Origin of the sequence: Streptomyces sp. NPDC056224, assembly GCF_042267665.1 — a bacterium.
Taxonomy (GTDB): Bacteria; Actinomycetota; Actinomycetes; order Streptomycetales; family Streptomycetaceae; genus Streptomyces.
This window is the reverse complement of record NZ_JBHJTK010000037.1, coordinates 1-22,756: the sequence shown is the minus strand read 5'-3', so window position 1 is coordinate 22,756 and position 22,756 is coordinate 1. Positions and strand designations below refer to the sequence as shown.

Here is a 22,756-nt window from a genome sequence, read left to right as displayed (position 1 = left end):
CGCCGCCGCACAGCTGGGTAGGGAGGGTCCTGACGGCATGACGAGCCGGAAGAGGTGGGGAATTGTCAGACGAGAAGGCTGTGACCACGGCTTGGGACAAGGCGTCCGACACGGCACTGGCCGGGGCGGACCTGGTGATCGGGCTCGTCGGGGAGGACGGCGCCGAGGAGAACGACGGGGCTGCCGAGCTGCTGGACCTCCTGGCGGAAGTGGTACCAGGGCTGAACGTACGGCGGATCAAGGCGGATCAGCTGACCCAGGACCTGGGAACGGTTCTTGCGATCGTGCTCGGGTCGAGTTCGGTCACCGTCTTGGCTGGCGGGCTGGCCTCGTGGTTGAGGCGGCGCAACACCGTCAGCATGGTGCTCAAGAAGCGGGACCGCAACGGCGCCACCGTCGACGTGACCGTACGGGGCCGCCCGGACGAGCGGATCGAGACGATCGTGACAGAGTTCCTGAAGAAGTAGGGGACGGCGGCATGCTCGAACCCAGTCGTACGATCGCGATCACGACGGGGGCGAGCGAGTGGCCCCTGCTGGAGTCTTTCGACGCGGCACCCGCTTTCGCCAAGGCGGCGGCGAACATCCGTGGCTACCTTGGTACCGGTGGTCTGGGCATTCCCGAGGAGAACGTGCTGGATCTCTTCGGAAAGCCCAACTCCCTGAAACAGTACGAGCAGATCATCGCGTTCCTCGACGGCCGCATGAAGAAGCTGGAGACGCCGCACGGGGAGAACCTGCTTGTCCTGTTCTTCTACGTCGGGCACGGCGCGTTTTTCGGCACCGCGCGCGACTACTGCCTGCTGCTCGCGGACACTCGGAAGCCGTTGGAGTCGGACACCAGCCTGCGGGTCGCTTCACTGGACCGGTTGCTGCGGCTGCGCGCCCCCTTCAGCGCCCGGATGCTGTTCCTCGACTGCTGCTTCGCGGCCGAGGCCGCCAGCATCATGCAGGGCGCGATCGAGCAAGTCGTCGGAGCCAAGACCGACGAGATCCTGGAGAGTTCACCCCTCGATCGGGGCGTGGCACTGTTCTGCGCGGCAAGTGCCCGGGACCCAGCGCGCCTGGCCGACAGGGACACCCATACGTTCTTCAACTGGGCATTGTTCGAAGCCCTGCGCAACGGCGATCCGCTGAAGCCCGGCCCGATGTCACTTCGCCACGTTGCCGATCTGGCGGTCGCCGCCCTGGACGGGCTCGGCCAGGACGGCGTTCCGCGCCCCGAGGTACACGTGCCGAGGCAGTCCTACGGGGATCTCGCGGCGGTGCCGCTCTTCCCTAATCCCGCTGCCCCGACGAAGGAGCAGCCTGCGTCTGCGGACGACGGGAGTGAATCGGGGCCGGCAGACGAAGGGGGGCCCGGAACGGGCCCACCGGTGGTGGCTGAGGCCGCCCCACCACCGCCGGGCACCAATGTCCTCCTGCCGCCGACGGATGAGTTCATGTACTGGAAGGCAGTGACCTGCAGTGCGGATGGCCGGTACTACGCCGGCCCGCGAACGTCTTTCGGTACCCCACTGGACTGGTTCTCGATCCAGGTCGTCGAGGCCGGGACCGGTCGGTCGGTGCGCGACGCGTTCAGTCGTAATCTCCGGAGCTACCAATACGGCCAGGTCAGCTCGCGTGGACAGGTGCTGGGCCTGGACTACACGGGGGACCTGTTCGTGACGGACCTGGCGGAAGCGGACTCGTCGCGTTTGCTGGCGTCCGGCGTGAGCATTGCCGACTTCCATCCGGGCGGGACCCTCGTGGTGAGCGGGCGCCAGGGCGGGCTGTCGTTCCACACCCCGGGCACCCTCGACGAGGCGGCCACCTTGCCGCAGTTCCCCGCGGGCGCCAGTTTCGCCTTCTCGGCCGACGGCTCGGTGCTGGCGACGTTCGGCATGGGCAAGGGTGTCCAGCTGTGGCACGGCACCGAACGCGGGAGGGTCTGGGTGCCAGAGAACAGACCGTTCGCCGACTGGACCGTTCCGGCCCCGCGGCTGGGATCGGCCCTCAGCCCCGATGGCACGGCGCTCGCAGTCCTCCGCGAGTCCGGCCACGTGGAGGCCCTGAACACACGGGACGGCAGTCGGCTGTGGCAGACCGGCGGGGTGATCGGCCCGGGCCATCCCAGGATCTGCTACGCCGCCCACGGCCGCTCCGTTGTCGTGATGTTCCCCGGAGTCCAGCGGGGCTTCCTGCGTAAACGCGTGGATACGGGCGGTCTGGGGATCCTCGACGCGGCTACCGGCGAGAGCACCCATGTCCTCCCCGCGACAGCACTTATGACGGACATCAAACCGACCCCGGCCCAGGACGGAGCCTCCCTGCTCGTCTGCGAGGACGGTCTGCTCCGGCTCTGGTCGGTGCCGTGAGAGCGGGGCCGTCTTTTGCCCACCCTGGCCGGAGTGCGCCGGACGGGCGGCCTCCTGCCCCGGGCTCAGTTCGCCGACACGGCGCTGCGCACGCTATGCGCCGGGCGGCTCCTCGACGAACTGCACGAGCGCGCCGAGGTAATGACCGACGGGGAACTGAGCGACGGGGTGAACCGCGCGCTGCGCCGCTTCATGTCCAGAAGGCCAGGCGCGCCGAGGACGCGCACCTCAACGCCCACCACAACCCGATGCACCCCTTCCGGCAGCCGACCCGGCGAGCTCCCTACCAGCCGAAGGAGCTCGACGAGTACCACGTGTGATCCCTGACCAGGCGTTCAACGAGCTCTTTGCGGCCCTGCCCTCGCACGGCGACCGGGCCCTGGTCGCGTTCTACATCTCGGCCGGCCCGCAGGCCACGGGACTGACCCGCGACCGGGTCAGTCCCGTGGACCAGACCATCGGGCTCGTCCGGGAGGGCTCGCGGGCCCTGCAATGGAAGCGACGCGTTCGTGTGGCTGCGGCTCTACCAGCAGCAGATCCGCCCGCTGGCCCTGGACGGGCCCGACGAGCCGCTGTGGTGGACGCTGCGGCGACCGCTTTGACCGCTGAGTTACGACGCCGCGCGCATGGTCTTCACCCGGGCCAACGAGAAGTTGGGGGCGAACTGGACCCGGCACGACGTTCGGCACAGCGCTGCCAAGCGCATGGGCGCAGCCACAGTCGTATCCGTCGACGGAGTCGGACCAGCCGGCGATGTTGCTGCTGTGGGTGAGCGCGCAGGTGGCGGCGGCCAGCATGTCGCGTCCCAGAACCCAGGTGACGTCCTGCTGGCAATGAAACACGGCCTGCACACACAGCGGGTCGCTGCGTGGGTAGGAGAAGGTGACCGGGATCGCGAGCCGAAGTTGCCCTTGCGGGAGGTACTGGCAGGCAGGCGAGCGTGGACCAGTAGGCATCGCGGCGTGCCGCGCCTGGGCGAGGGGTTATCTCCACGGGATCCAGACCTGGGCATGGGCCTGACGATGATGCGTGTCAGCTGCCCTCGAAACCACGCTGACCGCTGCGGCTGTCGGCCGACTGGGGGCCAACCGCCCGCTGCCCCCTGGTGCCGATGTTGGCGACGAGAGAGATTCGTGAGACACAACGTGCCTGGACACGTGTTCCGCTTGCATAACGCAGACCGGGCAGAAGCCGCGCCGGGAGTCCGGCCACGTGTAGTGCCACGACGGCTCGGAGCCGCACCACATCAGGCCGTCCAGCGGGAAGGACACCCACGACATGATCGGTGCCCCCGACAGCCTCTGGCAGTGCGGACAACTGCAGGTGTGGGGGTAGTCCGGCCTTCCGGCGACCGTGAACTGGATTTTGCCGCACAGACAGCCGCCGGACCGTGGCGTGGTGACAGCGGGGGTGGGTGAGGTCATGGCCTCGTCTCCTTCGGTGACAGGTTGGGTGCGGGGGCTTGCGCCGGCGCGGTCGCCTCCGGGTTCGGGGCGGTGGGCAGCGACCAGGACAGCTCCGCCGGTCCGCGTCCGGCACTGACCCGCTGGTTTCCTTCCGGTTCGAGGTGCAGTGGCTCGGCGCCGCCCTGACGGCGCTGCGCGGGCGGGAGCTGTCCCAGGAACGCCAACCAGGCGACCTGTCCGGCGGTGGCGTCCAGGTCGAGCACGGCCAGCACGGGGAGCGCCATCGAGGTGATGGAGCTGCCGGCCACGCCGGTGGTCTGTCCGGCCAGGTAGCGGCGGAAGTTGCGGTGCCGCCACAACGACGCGGGCGCGGTGGCGGAGTCAGCTGAGGCGGTCACGGAGCACCTCCTCGGCCTCGTCCAGACGCTCGGTGAGCACTCCCACGGCTGCGTGCCGGGCCAGCCCGTACCTCTCGAGCTCGGGGGTGACCGCGGCCGGATGGTCGACGGGCTCGGACAGCGGGTAGACGGAGCAGGCCATGTAGCCGGCCGCAACCCGGGGCACGGCGAGCAGGTCCTCCACAGGGAGCCCGGGGTTCGCCTCTCGGTAGGCCGCGACCGCCTCTCCCAGGCCTGCAGGCCAGTCCGGGCCGGCCAGCACCGTTCGCGGATCGAGGACGATCCGGCCCAGCTCCCACGCAGCACTGCGGTGACGGGGCGGACGGAAATCGATCAGGCCCGCCACCTCCTGCTCGCGCAGCAGCACATTGGGGGAGGCCAGGTCGCCGTGCACGATCTGAGCCGTCAACACAGGAGGCAGGCCACTGAGCATGGCCGCCACGCGGGGCAAGGCGGCGATGCGCTCCTCCGCGGCGCGGCGCGCCCAGGCGGCGAACTCCCCGCGGGCGGTGGTTCCTCTTCCGTACTGGGCGAGCAGCCGCTGCAGTCGCTGACGGGACCGCTGGACGTCGCAGACCTCGCTCGCCGGAACCGGTCGTGGGGACCCTGTCGGATGCTGGGCCAAAGCCCGGTGCAGCCGACCCACTGCCTCTCCGACCGCTGCCCACCTGCAGCCGTGCAGGCCGCCTTCGGCGGTGTGCGCGCCGTCGACGTACTCGGAGACGGACACGGCCGTACCTTCGGCGGTCACGACGAGCTCGCCGGCCGGTGACCGGCGCACCGCCGGTACCGGAACCCCGCTGCCTCGTGCGAATTCGCCCAGCCGCAGCGCCTCCTGCTCACCCTGGAGGTCCGTGCCCGGCGGATAGACCTTGACGAACCAACGCCGTCCGTCGTGTTCCTGGGCCAGGTAGTTGCGCGTCGCGGTCCCCCGCGGGCCGCCGACGACCGCGGTGGGGACGATCCGGTAGCAGCGCGGCAGGATGTCGGTCACGGCCGCCACATCGGACTCCGCGTTCATCGTGACGCCCCCGATGGGACCAGGAGGCCGTCGAGCCGCTGCGGGCCCGGGAACGGACCGGGGCAGCCCGGGGTGGTGGACATGGTCACCACCCCATCTCCGTGTAGAGGCGGCCTGCCCGGATGCCGTCGATCGCGGCACGGGTGTACGGGACGATCCTGTCGGGGAGGGCGTCGGCGGGCCACCAGTCCCAGGACACGCAGCGGTCCGGCTCGCGTACCCGTGGTGTGCCGGTCCACCGCCGGGCGCGGAAGACGAACCCGACCCGGGGCTGTGCGCCGGGCTCGTCCACCATGTGCACGACGTGCGCGAGTTCGACGTCCGTCGGATCGATGAGCAGTCCGGCCTCCTCCTGCGCCTCGCGGACCAGGCAGGCGACGGCGGACTCCTGCTCGCAGTGCCCGGCGAGGAAGTGGTGGGTCGAGGCCGCGAACGCGGAGTCGGGGTGCCGCAGACCGAGCAGCACCTTGTCGTCCTGCTCCAGATAGAGGTGAACGCCCACGACGTTGAGGCGTGCCCGACCTCCGGGGCGGGCCTGTACAGGCACCGGCACCGGCACTGGGGCGGAGGCCCGGGTCCGGTGGAGGTCGATGACCTCGTTCGTCCACGGGCACATCGTCAGGTACGGGATGGTGCCGGAGTCGAAGTGGCGGAACATGATGCCTTCGGGGCACGGCAGGCTGTCGGCGTCGCCGTCCCAGGTTCCGAGGTAGACGCGAATCCGGCCTTTGACCCCGTCGGGGCCCACGCTGTCGACCACCGTGAACTCCGCCAGCGGGACCATCAGGCCGGTCTCCTCGAGCAGTTCCCGCTCTACCGCCTCCCGAGAGGACTCCGCCCCTTCGCGGTCGCCGCCCGGGATGCTCCACGTCCCCGGGTCGCAGATCCTCTTGTTGGCGTCCCGGAGGTGGAGCAGGTAGCGGCCACGGGAGTCCACCAGCAGCGCGGCGGTCCCGCGCGGGTCGTCGGACACGGTCATCACAGGCTCCTCGACGTGGGGATGCTGAGGGTGTGCCGGCAGAGCGGCTGGTGGCTGTGGACGAGCCGCAGCGGCGCCGGGTCCGAGCTCACGACCGGTCCCGTGCCGGCAGCGCGTCGTGGTCGCCGGCGGGCTGGGCCGGGACGGAGGCGTCGAAGGCGGCGGCCTGGACGAGGTAGGCGTCGCGGAAGTCCCCCGTACCGGTCTTCTCGTTCATCAGCTCGGTGAAGGTTCCCGACTCCGCTACCCGGCCGTCCTTGAGGACGTGGATCAGGTCTGCGTGGCGCACGGAGTGCAGGCGGTGGGTGATGAGCACGATGGTCTGACCGGTGGTCGCGGCGAGCGCCCTGATCTGGTCGAAGACCCGCTGCTCGGCGACCGCGTCCAGAGCGCTGGTGGGCTCGTCCACGATCAGGATGTCCGCCTGCCGGTACTTGGCGCGGGCGATCCCGATGCGCTGCCACTGGCCACCGGAGATCTGGTGGCCGCCGCGGTAGCCGCGCGCCAGCAGCGTGCCGAGCCCGCGCGGCAGGCCTGCGAGGACCTCGTCCGCCCCGGAGAAACCGGCGGCCCTCTCCACCGCCGGGTCGTCGATGGCCCGGCCGGGCTGCCCGATGCCCACGTTGACGCGGAAGGTGAACGGCCAGTGGTAGAAGTCCTGCGACATCAGTGCGACGCGACCGAAGAGCTGATCGCGGTCCGCGGTGCGGGCGTCGACGTCGTCCCACCAGATCCTCCCGCTGCCCTTGTCGGGCAGGTACAGGCCGGCCAGCAGCTTGACCAGAGTGGACTTGCCGGACCCGTTCTCGCCCACCAGCGCGATGATCTTTCCCGTGGGGAAGGCCAGGCTGACGTCGTGCAGCGTCGGTTCCGGCTGCGCCGCGTCGCTGCTGCCGGGATAGGTGAAGGTGACCTTCTCGAACCGGACCTCCTGCAGCCGCTCGGGCAGCGGCCGCCCGCCCACGGGGATGGCACGCGTCTTCGACTCCCGGCACAGCCGCTCGAAGTCGGCGACGAAGAGGGACTCCTGGTGCAACTCGGTGATCTGGATGACCAGCGTGTCCAGGCTGGCTGCGCCGGTCCGGATGGCCAGGACGGCCGTGCCCGCGACGGCGAGTTCCATCGCCCCGCCCCACAGCAGCAGCCCCAGTGCGCCATAGGTCAGCAGGGTGGCGATACCGCCGGCGCCGTCGGCGATGAGGCCGATCCGCGCGGCTTGGCGGGCCAGCCGGGTCTGCTCGCGTTCGCTGGTCTCGGCCATGGTGCGGAAGTGGCCCAGCAGGAACGGGCCGACGCCATGGACGCGGACTTCCGCCGCCGCCTCCTTCTGGGTCAGCAGCTGGCCGAGCAGAAGCCCGGCACGGGCGTGCTGGACGAAGGTGTGGAAGGAGATGTACCGCTGCTTGGCGATCGTCAGCGAACTCCAGGCGCTGGGCAGGGTCATCAGGACCAGCAGCGGCAGCAACACCGGGTGCAGGACGGTCAATACGCCGGCCGCGGCGATGAGCGACACCGCGGAGTTCAGGGTGTTGGTGCAGTAGCGGATCATGCGCCGGGCGGAGTCCGCCCCGTACCGGGCGGCGTCCAGGAGCCGGTGGAACTCGTCGTCCTCGATCGCGGCGAGCTCCACCCGGTGCACCAGACCCAGGTACTGCTCGGTGGCCACGCGCTGCACCTTCGGCTCCAGCGCCCCGGTGGCCGCCGTCGACACCGACCGCAGCAGGGACCCGAGTAACGCCGTGAGAGCCACGATCACGAGTGCGGGAACCGCCTGTGTGAGCCGCTCGTTGGTGCTGCCCGTGCCGAGGATGTGGGCGAGCACGCTGTTGACCGCGACCAGCCCCACGGCCTGGGCGATGCCCCGGCCGGCCTCGGAGCCCAGGACGGTGCGCAGGGCGCGTGCGTCGGCCAGGTTCGCGAGCCGCAGGCCGGTCCCGGCCAGGCGCGGAAGTTCCTTCGCCATGGTCCACAGCCCGAGCTTGAGCCAAGCCCCCTCGTGCCGCTCCCAGCCGATGTCGTAGGCGAGCTCGCCGCCGAAGAGGAGCCGCTCGGACTCCGACACCCCCGCGGCGCCGGATCCGGCCGTCGAGTCCTTGCTCACGCGGCCCTCCTGGTGTCCGGTCGTGAGTCGCGGCCACCGAAGGAGCGGGCGTCAACACGGCGCCCGCCCGCTCGACGTGGACGCGGGGCGGACTCGGGATGTTCGAATACCTCTGAGGCTTCGAGGCGGTTCGGCGGCAGATGCACGGGATCCTCCGGATGGGCGCACGGCTGGTACTGGTGCTCTAACAACGGCCCCCGATCGTGTGCGTCACGGCCGAATCGGGGGCGCATGGTGAACGAACGTTCCAGTCGGCCTTGGTGGGCTTGGCGTGCCTGCGGTGGCGGCCTTGAAACTCGCTCGAACAGGGTCTTGTCGCCCGGGCGGGGGATTGCGGGCTCTGACTCCGGGCCGGGCCTCGGTGTCTGCGGGCATGGCGGGGAGGGCAGTGGCGGAGTGTGCCGCTGCCCTGGTGGGGTGGGAGGAGAGATCAGGTGGTGGGGGCCTCTGGCGGCGCACCGCTCCCCGAGCCGCTTCCCTTGGTGGCCGTCAGTAGCGGCTGGCGGGCTCGGAGGGCGGCCCCTCGATCGCTCTTGGGGACCAGTCGGGGAGCCAGTCGGAGACCAGGCGGGCGGTGCGGGTCCGGAGACCGCGCCGTTCGTGACGGTGCGAAGCGGCGGGTGGCCGATCGTGGGAACGATCGCGGACGCCGGACGGCGTCCGCAGGGCGACGCGGTGGGACCGGGGTCAGGACTTCGGCACGGTGTTGATGTAGTGGGTGCCGGCGCTGTAGAAGCCGTCCACCGTTTTCTGGACATCCGCGTAGGAAACGGCCTCACCGGCCTTGTAGTAGAACCAGTTGACTTTCATGCCCCAGGTGCGCGGACCGCCGGTGAAGGGAAGGTCGATGAACCAGTTGCTGAAGTGGATGTCCATCTTCTCGCGCGGGACGTATTTGCCGGAGCTGGTGAACAGCTCCTTGCCGTCCAGTGAGTAGGTGACCTTTCCGTTCATCGCGGTGATCACCAGGGTGTGCCAGCCCTCGAGGCGCTGCTTGAGCGTGTTGCTGACCCGGTCCGGCGGATCGGCCTTGTACCAGCTGACGTTGTCGAGCCGCGGTCCCACCGAACCCCAGCCGCCGTTCGGCAGGTACTCGAAGTCGAGTTCGCTGTAGTCGGCCGAGGAGTCCGAGGGGGAGATCGGAAAGAAGGTCTGGACGACGTGGTCGCCGTTGCGGCCGCTCGTGGGCTTGTCGCTGAAGTGGACCCGGGCGGCGAAGGTTCCCGTGAAGAGGTTCTTGCCGGTGCTCTGCACCTCGACCTGCCGGGTGCCCTGCCCGGTGCCGTCGGTGGAGGCCTGCAGTTGCAGGACCCTGCCCCCCTGGGCGGTTGTGTCGGAGGGGAAGCCGGCACCGGAGGTGGACCAGGTGTCCTTGATCCCCGGGCCACCCCCGTCGGTACGGACCTGCCAGCCGTGGGCGGTGAGCGAGGGGTCGTCGGGGCCGCTGTAGTGGAAGGTGTCGAACAGGGTTCCCGGCGGTCCGGACGGGGTCGGCGAGGCGCCCTGCGCGGGCGGGGCGGCATCGGCACCCCCGCTGGATGCGGGGCCGCCGGAACAGGCGGCGAGTGCGCACAGGAGGGCGGGCAGCGTGAGCACGGTCCACGCGCGGTGACGAGAGGTGCGGCGGGGCTGGCTCACACGGGCTCCTTGGGGTGTAGAGGGGGTACCTGGACGCGCCCTCTGCGTGCGGATCAGCGACTGATCACATGAGGGCGTCGTCCTGACAAGGCGTGCAAGCTACCACCCCGTGCGTGGCTGGGATCCGGGCGGGCTCGGGCCCGGGGGCGACGGCTCGGACGGTGTCGCGCAGGTGGTCACGGCGGCTGCGTGCCGGCGAACGGCTCCGGCTGAACACGCACCGATCAGTACCCGGCGGCGTGTGGGCAGACCTACTAACCGGTAGCACCAATTCCGTTTCGATCCGATCACGACACCCGAGCGGATCGTGCCAAATACGCACATCGGGTCCAAGTCGACGCAGGCCGGTGCACTAGCGTTCGCCCTGCGATCCCGCGGTCTACGTACCCTGCAATGAAAGGCCTCGCAAGGTGCGCTCAGTCATCAGCTCCATCGAACGCGGATCGGTGCACCAGGCACAGCCTGACGTCTCCGAGTCGCGCTTCGAGGAGCCCGCTCCCGCACCGGTGTTCGTCGACCAGTCGGGTCTGCGGGGCCGTCTGCTGCGGGGCCTCGGCTGGCCGGTCTCCGTGGTCGGCGCGATCCTGGCGGTCGCCATGGGCAGCAGCCTGATCGGAATGCAGGCGGACGCCCCGGCGATGGGCATACCCGCGCAGCCCGCGCGGTCGTCCGCCCCGCCGCCCTCGCCCGTGCCGTCGCTGTCGCCCACCCCGTCGCGCCCGTCGCGCCCGTCGCCCGCGTCGCCCTCATCGTCCTCGCCTCGGACGGCCGCGCGGTCTGCGACACCCCGTACGAAGACCTCGGTCACCCCATCGAAGTCCGCAACCACCGCGCCGCGCGGGGCAAAGCCTTCGGGCCAACCGGCCAAGCACCCCTGATCGCCCGCACCACCCATCTCCAGGAGCGTCATTGTCCCGCCACCAGCGCCGCCGGCAGTCCCTGCTGAGGCCGCGCCGACTGGCCGCGCCGCCACTGCGCTTCTTCATGCCGCTGTCCCTGCTGGCCTGCCTGCTCGCACTCCTCGTCCTGCGCGGCCTCGCCACCAACGAGGCATTCCACGATTCCCGGATCGCGATCTCGGTCGACAAGACGACCGTGCCGGACAACCTGCTCAAGGGTGGTCCGATCATCGACGCGCGTGGCGCCAAGAACGCGAAGCCCGTGAGCTATCACATCCCCGACCACACCGTGGTGCTGAGCTTCGACGACGGTCCCTCGCCGGAGTGGACTCCGAAGATCCTCGAGGTACTCGCGGCCCGCAACGTCCGTGCGGACTTCTTCGTGACCGGCGCCATGACCACGCGCAACCCGGAGCTGATCCGGCAGATCGTCGCGGGCGGCCACGAACTCGGCGTGCACACCTTCACCCACCCCGATCTGGTGTACCAGTCCCACGCCCGGATCAGCTGGGAGATGGCGCAGACGCAGCTGGCGCTGGCCGGCGTCGCGGGCGTCCACAGCGCGCTGTTCCGCCCGCCGTACTCCTCCGACGCCTCGGCGCTGGACGACTGGAACTACCCGGTGATCAAGTACGTGGGCGCGCGCGGCTACCTCACCGCGTTCATCGACCGCGACACCGACGACTGGAAGCGTCCCGGAGTCGAGGAGATCGTCAAGGCGGCGATGCCGTCCAAGCCCGGTGCGGGCGAGCTGATCCTGCTGCACGACGCGGGTGGCGACCGCACCCAGACCATCGCCGCGCTCGTACAGATCATCGACAGACTGCAGGCCCAGGGATACCGCTTCACGACCATCTCCGAGGCACTCGGCGCCTCCAGCGCCACCGTGCCGGTGCACGGCTTCCAGCTGTGGGCCGGCAAGGGATTCATCTGGGCCACCCAGTTCGCCGTGCACACGCTGCCGGTGCTGGTCGCGCTGCTGGCCCTCGTCGGCTTCCTCAACTTCGGCCGGTTCGCGCTGATGCTCGTCCTCGCACCGATCCACGCCCGTCGCTCCAAGCGGCGGGACGTCTGGGGGCCGCCCGTCACCGAGCGGGTCACCGTGCTCGTCCCGGCCTACAACGAGCGCGAGTGCATAGCCAACACCCTCAACTCCCTGGCCTCCAGTGACTATCCGATCGAGGTGATCGTCATCGACGACGGCTCCACGGACGGCACCGCGGACATCGTCGAGGAGATGGACCTGCCGTTCGTCCGGTTGATCCGCCAGGTCAACGGCGGCAAGTCCAGCGCGCTCAACACCGGCATCGCGGCCGCCTCGCACGACATCATCGTGATGATGGACGGCGACACCGTCTTCGAGCCGTCCACCGTGCGCGAGCTGGTCCAGCCCTTCGGAGACCCGGCGATCGGCGCGGTCGCGGGCAACGCCAAGGTCGGCAACCGCGAGAGCCTGATCGGCGCATGGCAGCACATCGAGTACGTCCTCGGCCACAACCTGGACCGCCGGATGTACGACATGCTGGGCGTCATCCCGACCATCCCCGGCGCGGTCGGCGCCTTCCGCAAGGAGGCCCTGCAGCGGGTCGGCGGGATGAGCGACGACACCCTCGCCGAGGACACCGACATCACCATCGCGGTGCTCTGCGACGGCTGGCGGATCGTCTACGCCGAGCACGCCCGCGCCTGGACCGAGGCTCCCGCCAGCCTCCAGCAGCTCTGGTCCCAGCGGTACCGCTGGAGCTACGGCAGCATGCAGGCGATGTGGAAGCACCGCAGCGCGGTGACTTCCCGCGGCCCGGCCGGGCGCTTCGGCCGAGTCGGGCTGCCGCTCGTCGTGCTGTTCGGCGTGGTCGCTCCGCTGCTGGCGCCGCTGGTCGACTTGTTCCTGCTGTACGGCGTGCTGTTCGGGGACGCCCCGATCACCCTCACCAGCTGGGGCGGCTTCATTCTGCTCCAGGCCGCCCTGTCCTGGTACGCCTTCCGGCTCGACCGCGAGAAGCCCTGGCACCTGATCAGCCTGCCGATCCAGCAACTGGTCTACCGGCAGCTGATGTACATCGTCCTGTTGCAGTCCGCGATCACGGCGATGACCGGTGGCCGACTGCGCTGGCAGAAGCTCCGGCGCACCGGCGAGGTCGCTGCTGCACCGGTGGAGGCATGACCGTGACTGCATCCATCGACCTCGGGCGCGCTCACGACACCGTCCAGTTGAGGGTCCCCGCCGTTCTGCGACAGGAGCCGGAACCGGAGCCGGAGGCACCGTCCGAACGCAAGGGCGGCCGGGACCGCTATCTCGACCTGCTGCGCGCGCTGGCGCTGGGTCGCGTGGTGCTCTACCACCAGTTCGGCTGGTTCTGGCTGCCCCTCGTCTTCCCGTCGATGGGCGTGATGTTCGCGCTGGCCGGCTCGCTGATGACCCGCTCGCTCAGCCGTCCCGCTGCCGGCGTGATCCGCGGCCGACTGCGCCGGCTGCTGCCGCCGATGTGGCTGTTCGGCGCCGTCGTGATCACCCTCCAGATCCTCGATACCTGGGGCCCCGACTCCGACGGCCACCCCATTTGGTGGTGGACCAAGCTGGCGTTCTGGATCCTGCCGCTGAGCACTCCGCCGTACGCGGACGACCTGCCGGGTTTCCACCACGTGGAACACAGCTGGGCCGCGCAGATCATCGTCCCGCTCTGGTACCTCCGGGCCTACCTTTGGTACGTCCTGCTCTCCCCGCTGATGCTCCGGGCACTGCGACGATTTCCGGTGGTGACGCTGTTCACCCCCCTGGCGCTGTCGATCGTCATGAACACGTTCTTCGCCGACCAGGAGTTCATCTACAGCCGGGTCTGGGAGACCGCCAACGACTTCACCATGTTCGGCTCCTGCTGGATCCTCGGCATGGCCCACCAGGAGGGGCTGCTCAAGAAGATCCCGCAGTACGTACTGCCGTCCATCGCGCCGTTGATCATGGTGGCCGGCCTCTGGTACCTGCAGACCCGGCCGGTCGATCCGACCGAACCGACCGACATCGAGTCCTGGCCGATCGCCCAGGCCCTGTGGTCCCTCGGCTTCGTCGCCATCCTGCTCCACGTCAGCCCGTCCTGGGAGCGGTGGCCCCGGCCGCTGGAACGCTGGAACGGCCTGGTCAGCCTGCTCAACGCGCGCGCTGTCAGCGTCTACCTCTGGCACGAGGTCGCGCTGGTGGTCGCCGTCCCGCTGATCGACCCCCTCTGGTCCGTCCCCTTCGTCTACAAGAACTTCCAGTGGCTGCTGGCCAGCCCGTGGTTCACGCTGCTGGTGGCGATCCCACTGCTCGGTCTGCTCGTGCTGACCTTCGGCTGGGTGGAGGACGTGGCCGCCAAGCGCTCGCCGCGGCTCTTCCCGTACCCGCGCCGCCGACGGGGCAGGCGCCGGGCCGCCGACTGACCGGGGCCGCGCGCAGATCACGGGATCTCACCCGCTCCTCACGGTGGGGTCAAAGGGGCAAAGGGGCAAAGGGCCGCGGGGTCGCAGGGTCGAAGAGGAGTGGCTGGAGGAGGTGTCCATCGGCCATCCGCAGAGATCGAGTCGGGCGTCCGTCAGCCAGTTTTCCGCTGGTGGCTCCGGCTCGGCGGATGCCTTCCGGTGCCTGCCGTATCTTGCTTCGTACCGGCCAGCGGCCGTACCGGAAGCAACCGATACGTCCACGAGGCCGTCTTCGGGGTCGGTGTGGGCCGGGGCGTGGTGATGCGCGCGGTCGGTTCCCCGGAAGCCGGGAGCGCCGGACCAGCGGCCGCCCGGTTCCGGGAACACCGGAGGTTCATGTGCTGGCGACGCGGGGCAGGCTCTTAAGGATGCTTTCGTCCCACTATGGTGTGATAAGCAGGCCGCAAACGGTGGAGTTGCCGGGGGGTGCCCCACCGCGATCGCAAGACCAGTGGGGAAGGAAAACAGGGCTTATGGGGGACGACGGCATCCGGTTCACCGTGCTCGGAGCCGTACGGGTCGTCCGGGACGGAGGCGTTCTGACCACCGGGTCGCCGCAGCAGCAGGCGCTGCTGGCGGCGCTGCTCCTGCGGGCCGGCCGGGCCGCGCCCGCACACGAGCTGCTCGCCTCGATCTGGGGCGAGGAAGCACCGGAATCCGCCCTGTCGAGCCTGCGCACCTATGCCTGGCGGCTGCGCCAGATCGTGGAGGAGGACCGCTCCGCGCCCAAGGTCCTCGTATCGCTGCGCGACGGCTACCAACTGCTGGTGCCGCCGCGCTCGGTGGACGCGCTGCACGCCGAGCAACTGGCCGCCGAAGCCGCGGGGGCCCGGGCGGCCGGGCGGGAGGAGGAGTGCGGCAGGCTGCTCGCCGAGGCCCTCGGCCTGTGGCGCGGCGAGCCCCTGGCGGGCGTGCCGGGGCCGTTCGCCGAGCAGCAGCGCTCGCGGTTCACCGCGCTGCGGCTCGCACTGGTCGAGGAGCGCTTCGAGCACGACCTCCGGCAGGGGCGGCACGCGCTCGTCATCCCGGACCTCATCGGCTTCACGCACGAGCAACCGCTCCAGGAGCGGCCGTACGGCTTCCTGATGCGGGCGCTGTACGCGATGGGGCGACAGGCCGACGCGCTCGCGGTGTTCGGCCGGGCCCGCCGGGTCCTGGCCGAGGAGCTGGGCATCGACCCCGGGCCCGAACTGACCGCGCTCCACGAGCGGATCCTGGCGAACGACCCGCTCCTGATGGGCCACCTGGCCGGGGTACGGGACCAGCCGGCCGGTCTCGCGCCCGAACCGGAACCGCCCGCCGAGGCCCCCAAGGAAGCTCCCGCGCCGACCCGGCCCGCCCAGCTGCCGGCCGACATCCCCGACTTCATCGGCCGCGAGGACCAGGTCCAGGACCTCTACCGGGCCCTCACCGACCCCGCCCGTCCCACCCTCGCGATGGTGTCCGTCACCGGCATGGGCGGCATCGGCAAGAGCACCCTCGCCCTCCAGGTCGCCCACCAGGCCAAAGCGGACTTCCCCGGCGGCCAGCTCTACGCGGACCTGCGCGGCAACGGCCTGGAGCCCGCCGACCCGGGAGCCGTCCTGGGCAGCTTCCTCACCGCGCTGGGCATCCCCGGCCAGAGCATGCCCGCCTCGACCGAGGACCGGGCCCTGCTCTTCCGTACGACCCTCGACGGACGCCGCACCCTGGTCGTACTGGACAACGCCCGCGACCCCGCCCAGATCAGGCCGCTGCTTCCGGGCTCCGCCGACTGCGGAGTGATCGTCACCAGCAGGGCCATGCTCGCAGGGCTCTCCACCACCATCCAGAGCGACCTGGACGTCTTCGACACCGCCGAGGCGATCGCCCTGCTCCGGGCGATCGTCGGGGCGGGCCGCATCGGCGAGGAACCGGAAGCCGCTGCCGAACTGGTCGCCCTGTGCGGGCACCTCCCGCTCGCCGTGCGCATCGTGGCGGCGCGGCTCGCGGCCCGGCCCCGGTGGCGGGTGGCGACCATGACCGGGCGCCTCGCCGACGAACGGCTGCGCATCGGGGAGCTGCGCGCCGGAGACCTGGCCGTGGCGGCCGTCTTCGAACTGGGCTACCGCCAGCTGACCCGTCCCCAGGCGCGCGCGTTCCGGCTGCTCGCGCCGCTGACGCGGCAGGGCATCGGGACGGCCGCCGCGGCGGCGGCGCTGGGCCTGGACGAGTACGACGCCGAGGAACTGCTGGAGGCGCTGGTCGACGCGGCCATGCTGGAGGCACCGCTGCCCGGCCACTACCGCTACCACGACCTGGTGCGCTCCTTCGCGCTCCAGCTCGTGGTCTCCGAGCAGCCGGGATCCGAAGGGGCGGACGCCGACGAGGGGGCCGCGGCGCTGGGGCGGCTCCTCGACTTCCTGCTGGACGGATCGTGTTCGGCCTTCCAGACGATGGTGCCGGGCGACCCGGTCGGCGCGATCCTCGGCGGCAGGCCCGAGTCGGGGCCGAGCTTCGCCACACTCGCCGATGCGCGCGCCTGGGTGACCGAGGAATTCGACTGCGCCGCCAACGCGGCGGCCCTGGCAGCCCAGAGCTCCCCGGGCCACACCCGGACCCTGCGCACCGCCGGCGACCTGCTCGTCGCCCTCAGCCCCTTCGGACAGGACATCCCGTACCTGCAACTGGCCACGGCCGCCCGCAAGGTGGCCGACGCCGCAGCGGCGCGCGGCGACGACCAGACCGAGGCGCGGGCGCGGTTCGTGTGCGGCAACGCCGCCCTCCAGCACACCCGGCTGGCCGAGGCCGAGCTGCACGCCCGGCTGGCGACCGAGGCCTGCGGACGGGCCGGGGACGACATCATCCTGCGGCAGATCCTCAACGACCGGGGCCTGATCGCGCAGTGGCAGCGGCGCTTCACCGACGCGGCGGACTTCTACGACCGGGCGGTGGAACTGGCCCGGCGGCTGGGACACCGCTCGGGGGAGCTCACCACCGAACTGAACGCCGCCCAGGCCCGGCTGCGCAGCGGCCGCCCCGCCGACGCGGTGGAGGTGTGCGAAGCCGCCCTGGACCGGCTGCGCACCGAGCAGGACCCGCACGTGACGTCATACGCCTGGTACGTCCACGGCATGGCGCTGCACGAGCTGGGGCGGCACGCGGACGCCGTCGCCAGCTACACCACCTGCCTGGAGGTCTGCGCCTCGGCCCGGCTTCGGGGACGGGAGACCCAGGCGCGGTTCCGGCTCTCCGACAGCCTGCGGGACCTGGGCAGGTACGACGAGGCGCTGGAAGAGGCCGAGCGGGCCCTGGCCCTGAGTGAGGAACTGGGCTCCCAGCGGGAGCGCGGGCACTGTCTGCTCGCCCTGGCCCGCGCACTGGCCGAGACCGGCGACGGCACGGCGGCGTTGGCCCGCGCCCGCCAGGCGCGCGACATGTTCACCCACCTCGGGCTGCCCGACGCGGACCAGGCCGAGGACCTGGAGCGGTCGCTCGGCGGGCCCGTGAGCGTGAACGGCTGAACGGCTGAACGGCTGAACGGGTGAGTGGTTGAACGGGTGAGCGGCTGAGCGGCTCAACGTATGAGCGGCTGAGCGGCCGGGTCGACCGACGAGAGGAGATACCGGGCGGGCGGTCGACGACCGCGCCCGGGGCCCGCGGCGGGCCGCGGTTCAGCCCTGGCTGTTCCAGTCGCTCGGGTCGATCGGGCCACCGGCGAGGACGGTCACGGTGCGCTCCGGTGCGGTGGCGTCATGGTGGGAGGCGGCCACGGAGAACAGCGAGGCGGCGCAGCCGACGGCGACGAGGATCGCGGTCTTGCGCAGGACCAGGGACTTGATGGATCGCTTCATGGGGTGCCGTCCGCTTCGTGGATCGATGCCTGTGTACGGGGGAGAGCCGGTAACACCGTGAAGGTTCCGGCTGCTCGACAACAAGACTGATCCAGGCCGCTCTACGACGGATATATGCGGGATAACCGGCTCCCCGTCCGAGGCCGGCGCACCCGAGGATCCTCCGTATATGCGCCCCGTGCAGCATTCCAACCGTGCGGTGGTCGGCCACTGAGCCGGTGCCGCCCGCCGGACCACCACCCGGTCCGTCCGGACCGCGCACCGCACCGCCCCGGCCCAGGCCGACCCCGACCACGCACCGTACTCCCACAGCTGCCCCCGAACCGCCACACGATGGACCCGGGCCAGCGGAGGTTGCCATGACTGCCCTTCCGTCTCCTTCGACCGCGCACCCCTCTCCTGCCGCGCACCCGGCAGACCTCAGCTTCGAACTGCTGGGCGAGGTCCGGGGATGGCGCAGCGGCGTCGAGCTCCAGCTCGGCGCACCCCGCCAGCGCGCCCTGCTCGCCGTCCTGCTGCTGCGCGCCGGTTCGCCCGTCGGCCGCGACCACCTGATCGACGGGATCTGGGGCGACACCACCGTGCTGGACGGCGCCAATCTGGTGCAGGCGTACGTCTCCAAGCTGCGCAAGCTGTTCGAGCCCGACCGTGCACCGCGCACCGCCGGCGGCGTGCTCACCCGGGTCGGTGCCTCGTACCGGCTCTCCATCGAGCCCGGGCAGTGCGACCTCGGCCGGTTCGAGCAGTCGGTGGCCGACGCCCGGGCGCTGCGGGCGGCCGGGCAGCCCGAAGTCGCCGAACGCACCCTGGCCGACGCCCTGGCCTCCTGGCCCGGCCCGGCGCTGACCGGCGTGGCCGGCCCGCTGCTCGACGTCGAACGCACCCGGCTCGCGGAGCTGCGGCTGGCGGTCGTCGAGGAGCACGCCGAGCTCTCGCTGGAGCTCGGCGGCCACGCCCGACTGGTGCCGCACCTGCTCGTCCTCACCGCCGAACACCCGTACCGCGAAAGGCTTTGGGCACTGCTCATGGTCGCGCTCTACCGCGGCAGCCGGCAGGCCGACGCGCTGGCCGCCTACCAGCGGGCCCGGCACACCCTGATGGAGAACCTGGGCCTGCTGCCCGGCCCGGAGCTGCGCGGGATAGAGGAGGCGATCCTCGGTGGACGCCCCGACCCGTTCGCCCGCCTCACCCCGGCCGGGACGACCGGCTCCGCGCCGGGCCGCGACGGGCTCGGCGGCGCACCGGCCGCGTCGTACGGCGTGACACCGGAGCCCGGCCGTCCCCATCTGACCCTGGTCGACTCGGCCCCGCTCGTGGCGCCCGCGCCCGTGCCCGTGCCCGTGCCACGCGCCGCCACCGCCGCAACCCGTGGCCCCTGGGCCGACAGCGCGGCGCGCCTGGCCCGCTGAGCCACCACTGCGACGTACCACCGGACCGCTGACCGCTGACCGCTGACCACTGACCGGACCGGCACCGCGGCGCCGCGGCGTCGGCCCGCCGGAGCGCCGTGCCCCCGGCCGGCCGGGACGAGACGCCCCGCCACCCGGCGCCACCGGCAGCCGTGCGCCACCCGGGGTGTCCTGCGCGCAGCGGCCCTGCCCACCGTCCCCCTTCCCCGTCCGTCCGTCGCCCCACCGCCGTGCGCCGCGCCTCCGGGCCCGTGCGCGGCGGCGTTCGCCATGGCCGGGATCCCGTCAAGACAAGGAAGCGCCACCCCATGACAGTCCAGACCGACACGGCCCCGCCGGACGATCCCCGTCCGGTCCCCGGACCGGAGGCCGCCGAGGTGCCCCGGGCCGACCCCGGCACACCCGCCCCCGCGCCCCGCACCCGGCGCCGACGCCTGCGGCGGATCCTCACCCGCACCGCGATCGTCCTCACCGCCCTGGTACTGCTGGCGGCCGGCAGCCTGGCCGGGTACGCCTACTGGACGGTCCAGCGTTCGCTGCCGCAGCTGTCCGGCAGTACGAGCCTGCCCGGCCTGCGGGGCGAGGCCCGGATCGTCCGGGACGCCTCCGGCATCCCGCAGATCTACGCCGACAACGCGCACGACCTGTTCATGGCCGAGGGCTACGCCCAGGCCCAGGACCGGTTCTGGCAGATGGACACCCAGCGGCACGTCACCGCGGGCCGGCTCGCCGAGATGTTCGGCCCGAGCCAGGTGCAGACCGACAAGGTGGCGCGCACGTTCGGCTGGTACCGGGTGGCCGAGCAGGAGGTGACCATGCTGTCGGAGCAGACCCAGGCGAACCTGCGGGCCTTCTCCGACGGAGTGAACGCCTATCTCGCCCGGAACCGGGGCGCCGAGCTGTCCGTGGAGTATCCGGTGCTCGGCTTCGTCTCCGGCGACTACCGGCCCGAACCGTGGACCCCGGCCGATTCGGTGTCCTGGCTGAAGACCATGGCCTGGAACCTCAACACCGGCATGATCGACCAGTTCCAGCAGGCGATGCTGGCGGCCCGGTTGCCCGACGGTACGGCCGACGAGCTCTTCCCCGGCTACGACTTCCAACGCTGGTCGCCGATCGTCCCCGACCGTGCACCCGCACCCGCACCCGCATCCGCACCCGCACCCGCATCCGCACCCGCATCCGCATCCGCCACCGCGGCCCCGGTCCCGGGCCCGGCGGCGCCCGCCGCCGGAGCGGCGCCCGTCGTCCCCGCCGCAGCCTCGACCGCACTGGCCGACAGCGCGGCGGTGCGGGGCGTGCTGGCCGCCGTCCTCGGCCCGCAGGGCATCGGCATCGGCTCCAACTCCTGGGTGGTGGCGGGCAGCCGCACCACCACCGGAAAGCCGCTGCTGGAGAACGACCCGCACCTGACCCCCTCGCTGCCGGGCATCTGGTACCAGGTCGGTCTGCACTGCACCCGGATCGGCCCCGAATGCCCCTACGACGTCAGCGGTTTCACCTTCGCGGGCATGCCGGGCGTGGTGATCGGTCACAACGCCGACATCTCCTGGGGCTTCACCGACCTGGGCGCCGCCGACTCCGACCTGTTCGTGGAGAAGGTCAGCGGTTCCAGCTACGAGCACCGGGGCGAGCAGCGGCCACTGACCGTCCGCCAGGAGCAGATCAAGGTCGCCGGCGCCCCTCCGGTGGACCTGACCGTCCGCTCGACCCTGCACGGCCCGCTGATCTCCGACGTGCTCAAGTCCGCCGACGAGGTGGCCGACGACGGCAAGGAGCCCGACGTCCCGCCGCGCGGAGCGCAGGAGGACTACGCAGTGGCGATGCAGTGGACCGCGCTCGACCCGGCCCCCACCATGGACGCCCTCTTCGCCCTCGACCGGGCCAAGGACTGGAACGAGTTCCGCGCGGCCGCCGAGGTCTTCGCCTCGCCCGTGCAGAACATGATCTACGCGGACACGGCGGGGAACATCGGCTACCAGACGCCGGGCCGCATACCCGTCCGCAAGGCGGGCGACAGCCGCCACCCGGTACCGGGCTGGACCGGGGCCTACGACTGGACCGGCTACCTGCCCTTCGATCAGCTGCCCACGAGCTTCAACCCCCCGGAGGGCTACATCGTCACCGCCAACAACGCGGTGGTAGGACCCGGCTACCCGCACCTGATCGGCAGCAGCTGGGGCACCGGCTACCGCAGCCAGCGCATCGCCCAGCTCATCGAGCAGGGCGGAAAGCTGGACGTCGCGGCGATGGAGCGGATCACCCAGGACAGCTGGAACGGCAACGCCGCCACCCTGGTGCCCCGGCTGCTCCAGGTCGAGGTCGGCGCCGAGGCCAAACCGGCCCAGGACCTGCTGCGTGACTGGGACTTCACCCAGGGCGCCGACTCGGCCCCGGCCGCCTACTTCAACACGGTCTGGCGCGAACTGCTGAAGAGCGCGTTCACCGACCGGCTGAGCCGGGCCGGAGTCAAGGGCTACGCCTACCCGGACGGCGGCGGTCGCTGGTTCGACGTGGTGCGCGGCCTGCTCGACGAGCCGGACAGCATCTGGTGGACCAGCGCCACCGACCCCTCCGTGCACGGCCGGGACGCGATGCTGCGCCAGGCGATGGAGCGGGCCGCCGCCGACCTGCGCAGCCGGCTCGGCGACGAGCCGCGCAAGTGGCGCTGGGGCGCCCTGCACACCCTGACGCTGGAGAACCCGACCCTGGGCACCGGCGGCCCGGCCCCGCTGCAATGGCTGCTGAACGCCGAACCGGTCGGGGTCGGCGGCGGTACGGATTCGGTGCTGGCCAACGGCTGGGACCCGCAGAAGGGCTTCGAGGTGATCTGGGTGCCCTCGATGCGGATGGTGGTGGACCTGGCGGACTTCGAGCGCTCCCGCTGGATCAACCTGACCGGTGCGTCCGGGCACGCGGGTGCGGACACCTACACGGACCAGACCGGTCTCTGGGCCAAGGGCGGCAGTCTGCCCTGGCCGTACGGAGCGGCAGCGGTGGAGGCGGCGGCGCGCGACCGCCTGCGCCTCACTCCCTGAGCCCCTTCCGGCAACAGCAGCCGGCCGGGTCCTCGGCCGGATCCTCGGATCCGGGGTCCTCGGCCGGGTCTCCAGTCGGGCTTCAGTCGGGCTCCAGTCCGGCACACGCGGGGCGGCGGCGGGGTGGCCGCCCACCGCCCGGCGGGCGTCAGCGGGGCGGGCGCCGGGGGGCGGGGCACGGCCAGACCCCGGTGGGGTATAAACAACAGAAGCAGCCGGCGAGATTTGTGGGGTTGATATAGG

Annotated in this window: 14 protein-coding genes and 1 pseudogene; 7 read left to right on the top strand and 8 right to left on the bottom strand. The window is 71.4% G+C overall.

Annotated elements, in window-relative coordinates:
- The first annotated feature begins 80 nt into the window (after positions 1-80).
- Complete coding sequence (locus tag ACFCZ1_RS30045; protein ID WP_376681420.1) at positions 81-467, top strand: hypothetical protein; 387 nt, start codon at positions 81-83, stop codon at positions 465-467.
- 11 nt (positions 468-478) lie between these two features.
- Positions 479-2,356, top strand: coding sequence for a hypothetical protein (locus ACFCZ1_RS30040; protein ID WP_376681419.1), 1,878 nt, complete (start codon positions 479-481; stop codon positions 2,354-2,356).
- A 755-nt stretch (positions 2,357-3,111) separates the two neighbouring features.
- Here ACFCZ1_RS30040 and ACFCZ1_RS30035 read toward each other — a convergent pair.
- From ACFCZ1_RS30035 to ACFCZ1_RS30005, 7 genes and pseudogenes are all read right to left on the bottom strand, one after another.
- A pseudogene (locus tag ACFCZ1_RS30035) lies at positions 3,112-3,312 on the bottom strand (SsgA family sporulation/cell division regulator); the annotation flags it as partial.
- A gap of 464 nt (positions 3,313-3,776) precedes the next feature.
- Positions 3,777-4,160 carry a hypothetical protein gene (locus tag ACFCZ1_RS30030; protein ID WP_376681418.1) on the bottom strand — a complete coding sequence of 128 codons (384 nt, stop codon included), beginning with the start codon at positions 4,158-4,160 and terminating at the stop codon, positions 3,777-3,779.
- Positions 4,144-5,181, bottom strand: coding sequence for a phosphotransferase enzyme family protein (locus ACFCZ1_RS30025; protein ID WP_376681417.1), 1,038 nt, complete (start codon positions 5,179-5,181; stop codon positions 4,144-4,146). Before ACFCZ1_RS30025 ends, ACFCZ1_RS30030 begins: the two co-directional genes overlap by 17 nt.
- Before the next feature lie 85 nt (positions 5,182-5,266).
- The gene (locus ACFCZ1_RS30020) at positions 5,267-6,160 is read right to left on the bottom strand and encodes an NUDIX domain-containing protein (RefSeq protein WP_376681416.1); all 894 of its coding nucleotides are present in this window, start codon (positions 6,158-6,160) and stop codon (positions 5,267-5,269) included.
- An 88-nt stretch (positions 6,161-6,248) separates the two neighbouring features.
- The gene (locus ACFCZ1_RS30015) at positions 6,249-8,123 is read right to left on the bottom strand and encodes an ATP-binding cassette domain-containing protein (protein WP_376681464.1); all 1,875 of its coding nucleotides are present in this window, start codon (positions 8,121-8,123) and stop codon (positions 6,249-6,251) included.
- A gap of 825 nt (positions 8,124-8,948) precedes the next feature.
- Positions 8,949-9,899 (bottom strand): glycoside hydrolase family 16 protein, encoded by a 951-nt coding sequence (locus tag ACFCZ1_RS30010; RefSeq protein WP_376681415.1) that lies wholly within the window; start codon positions 9,897-9,899, stop codon positions 8,949-8,951.
- Between the two features lie 379 nt (positions 9,900-10,278).
- On the bottom strand, positions 10,279-10,809 hold the full coding sequence (locus tag ACFCZ1_RS30005) for a hypothetical protein (protein WP_376681414.1): 531 nt from the start codon (positions 10,807-10,809) through the stop codon (positions 10,279-10,281).
- 62 nt (positions 10,810-10,871) lie between these two features.
- Between ACFCZ1_RS30005 and ACFCZ1_RS30000 the strand changes: the two genes are divergently transcribed.
- The 3 genes from ACFCZ1_RS30000 to ACFCZ1_RS29990 all read left to right on the top strand — a co-directional run bounded on the left by ACFCZ1_RS30000 (position 10,872) and on the right by ACFCZ1_RS29990 (position 17,736).
- Positions 10,872-12,962, top strand: a complete 2,091-nt coding sequence (locus tag ACFCZ1_RS30000) for a bifunctional polysaccharide deacetylase/glycosyltransferase family 2 protein (RefSeq protein WP_376681463.1) — start codon at positions 10,872-10,874, stop codon at positions 12,960-12,962.
- Positions 12,959-14,215 (top strand): acyltransferase, encoded by a 1,257-nt coding sequence (locus ACFCZ1_RS29995; RefSeq protein WP_376681413.1) that lies wholly within the window; start codon positions 12,959-12,961, stop codon positions 14,213-14,215. Before ACFCZ1_RS30000 ends, ACFCZ1_RS29995 begins: the two co-directional genes overlap by 4 nt.
- A 512-nt stretch (positions 14,216-14,727) precedes the next feature.
- Entirely contained in the window at positions 14,728-17,736 is a 3,009-nt protein-coding gene (locus ACFCZ1_RS29990; RefSeq protein ID WP_376681412.1) for a BTAD domain-containing putative transcriptional regulator, read from the top strand.
- Between the two features lie 150 nt (positions 17,737-17,886).
- Here ACFCZ1_RS29990 and ACFCZ1_RS29985 read toward each other — a convergent pair whose 3' ends face one another.
- Positions 17,887-18,066: a hypothetical protein gene (locus ACFCZ1_RS29985; protein WP_376681411.1), complete on the bottom strand. Its 180-nt coding sequence runs from the start codon at positions 18,064-18,066 to the stop codon at positions 17,887-17,889.
- Positions 18,067-18,425: 359 nt separating this feature from the next.
- Between ACFCZ1_RS29985 and ACFCZ1_RS29980 the strand changes: the two genes are divergently transcribed.
- Complete coding sequence (locus ACFCZ1_RS29980; RefSeq protein WP_376681410.1) at positions 18,426-19,475, top strand: BTAD domain-containing putative transcriptional regulator; 1,050 nt, start codon at positions 18,426-18,428, stop codon at positions 19,473-19,475.
- 308 nt (positions 19,476-19,783) lie between these two features.
- Positions 19,784-22,513, top strand: coding sequence for a penicillin acylase family protein (locus tag ACFCZ1_RS29975; RefSeq protein ID WP_376681409.1), 2,730 nt, complete (start codon positions 19,784-19,786; stop codon positions 22,511-22,513).
- The last annotated feature ends 243 nt before the right edge of the window (positions 22,514-22,756 follow it).

Excerpts from the sequence above, each read along its gene's own strand:
- ACFCZ1_RS30040 (WP_376681419.1), top strand. The coding sequence starts at position 479 with ATGCTCGAACCCAGTCGTACGATCGCGATCACGACGGGGGCGAGCGAG.
- ACFCZ1_RS30025 (WP_376681417.1), bottom strand. The coding sequence starts at position 5,181 with ATGAACGCGGAGTCCGATGTGGCGGCCGTGACCGACATCCTGCCGCGC.
- ACFCZ1_RS30020 (WP_376681416.1), bottom strand. The coding sequence starts at position 6,160 with ATGACCGTGTCCGACGACCCGCGCGGGACCGCCGCGCTGCTGGTGGAC.
- ACFCZ1_RS30015 (WP_376681464.1), bottom strand. The coding sequence starts at position 8,123 with ATGGCGAAGGAACTTCCGCGCCTGGCCGGGACCGGCCTGCGGCTCGCG.
- ACFCZ1_RS30005 (WP_376681414.1), bottom strand. The coding sequence starts at position 10,809 with ATGACGCTCCTGGAGATGGGTGGTGCGGGCGATCAGGGGTGCTTGGCC.
- ACFCZ1_RS29995 (WP_376681413.1), top strand. The coding sequence starts at position 12,959 with ATGACCGTGACTGCATCCATCGACCTCGGGCGCGCTCACGACACCGTC.
- ACFCZ1_RS29990 (WP_376681412.1), top strand. The coding sequence starts at position 14,728 with ATGGGGGACGACGGCATCCGGTTCACCGTGCTCGGAGCCGTACGGGTC.
- ACFCZ1_RS29985 (WP_376681411.1), bottom strand. The coding sequence starts at position 18,066 with ATGAAGCGATCCATCAAGTCCCTGGTCCTGCGCAAGACCGCGATCCTC.
- ACFCZ1_RS29980 (WP_376681410.1), top strand. The coding sequence starts at position 18,426 with ATGACTGCCCTTCCGTCTCCTTCGACCGCGCACCCCTCTCCTGCCGCG.
- ACFCZ1_RS29975 (WP_376681409.1), top strand. The coding sequence starts at position 19,784 with ATGACAGTCCAGACCGACACGGCCCCGCCGGACGATCCCCGTCCGGTC.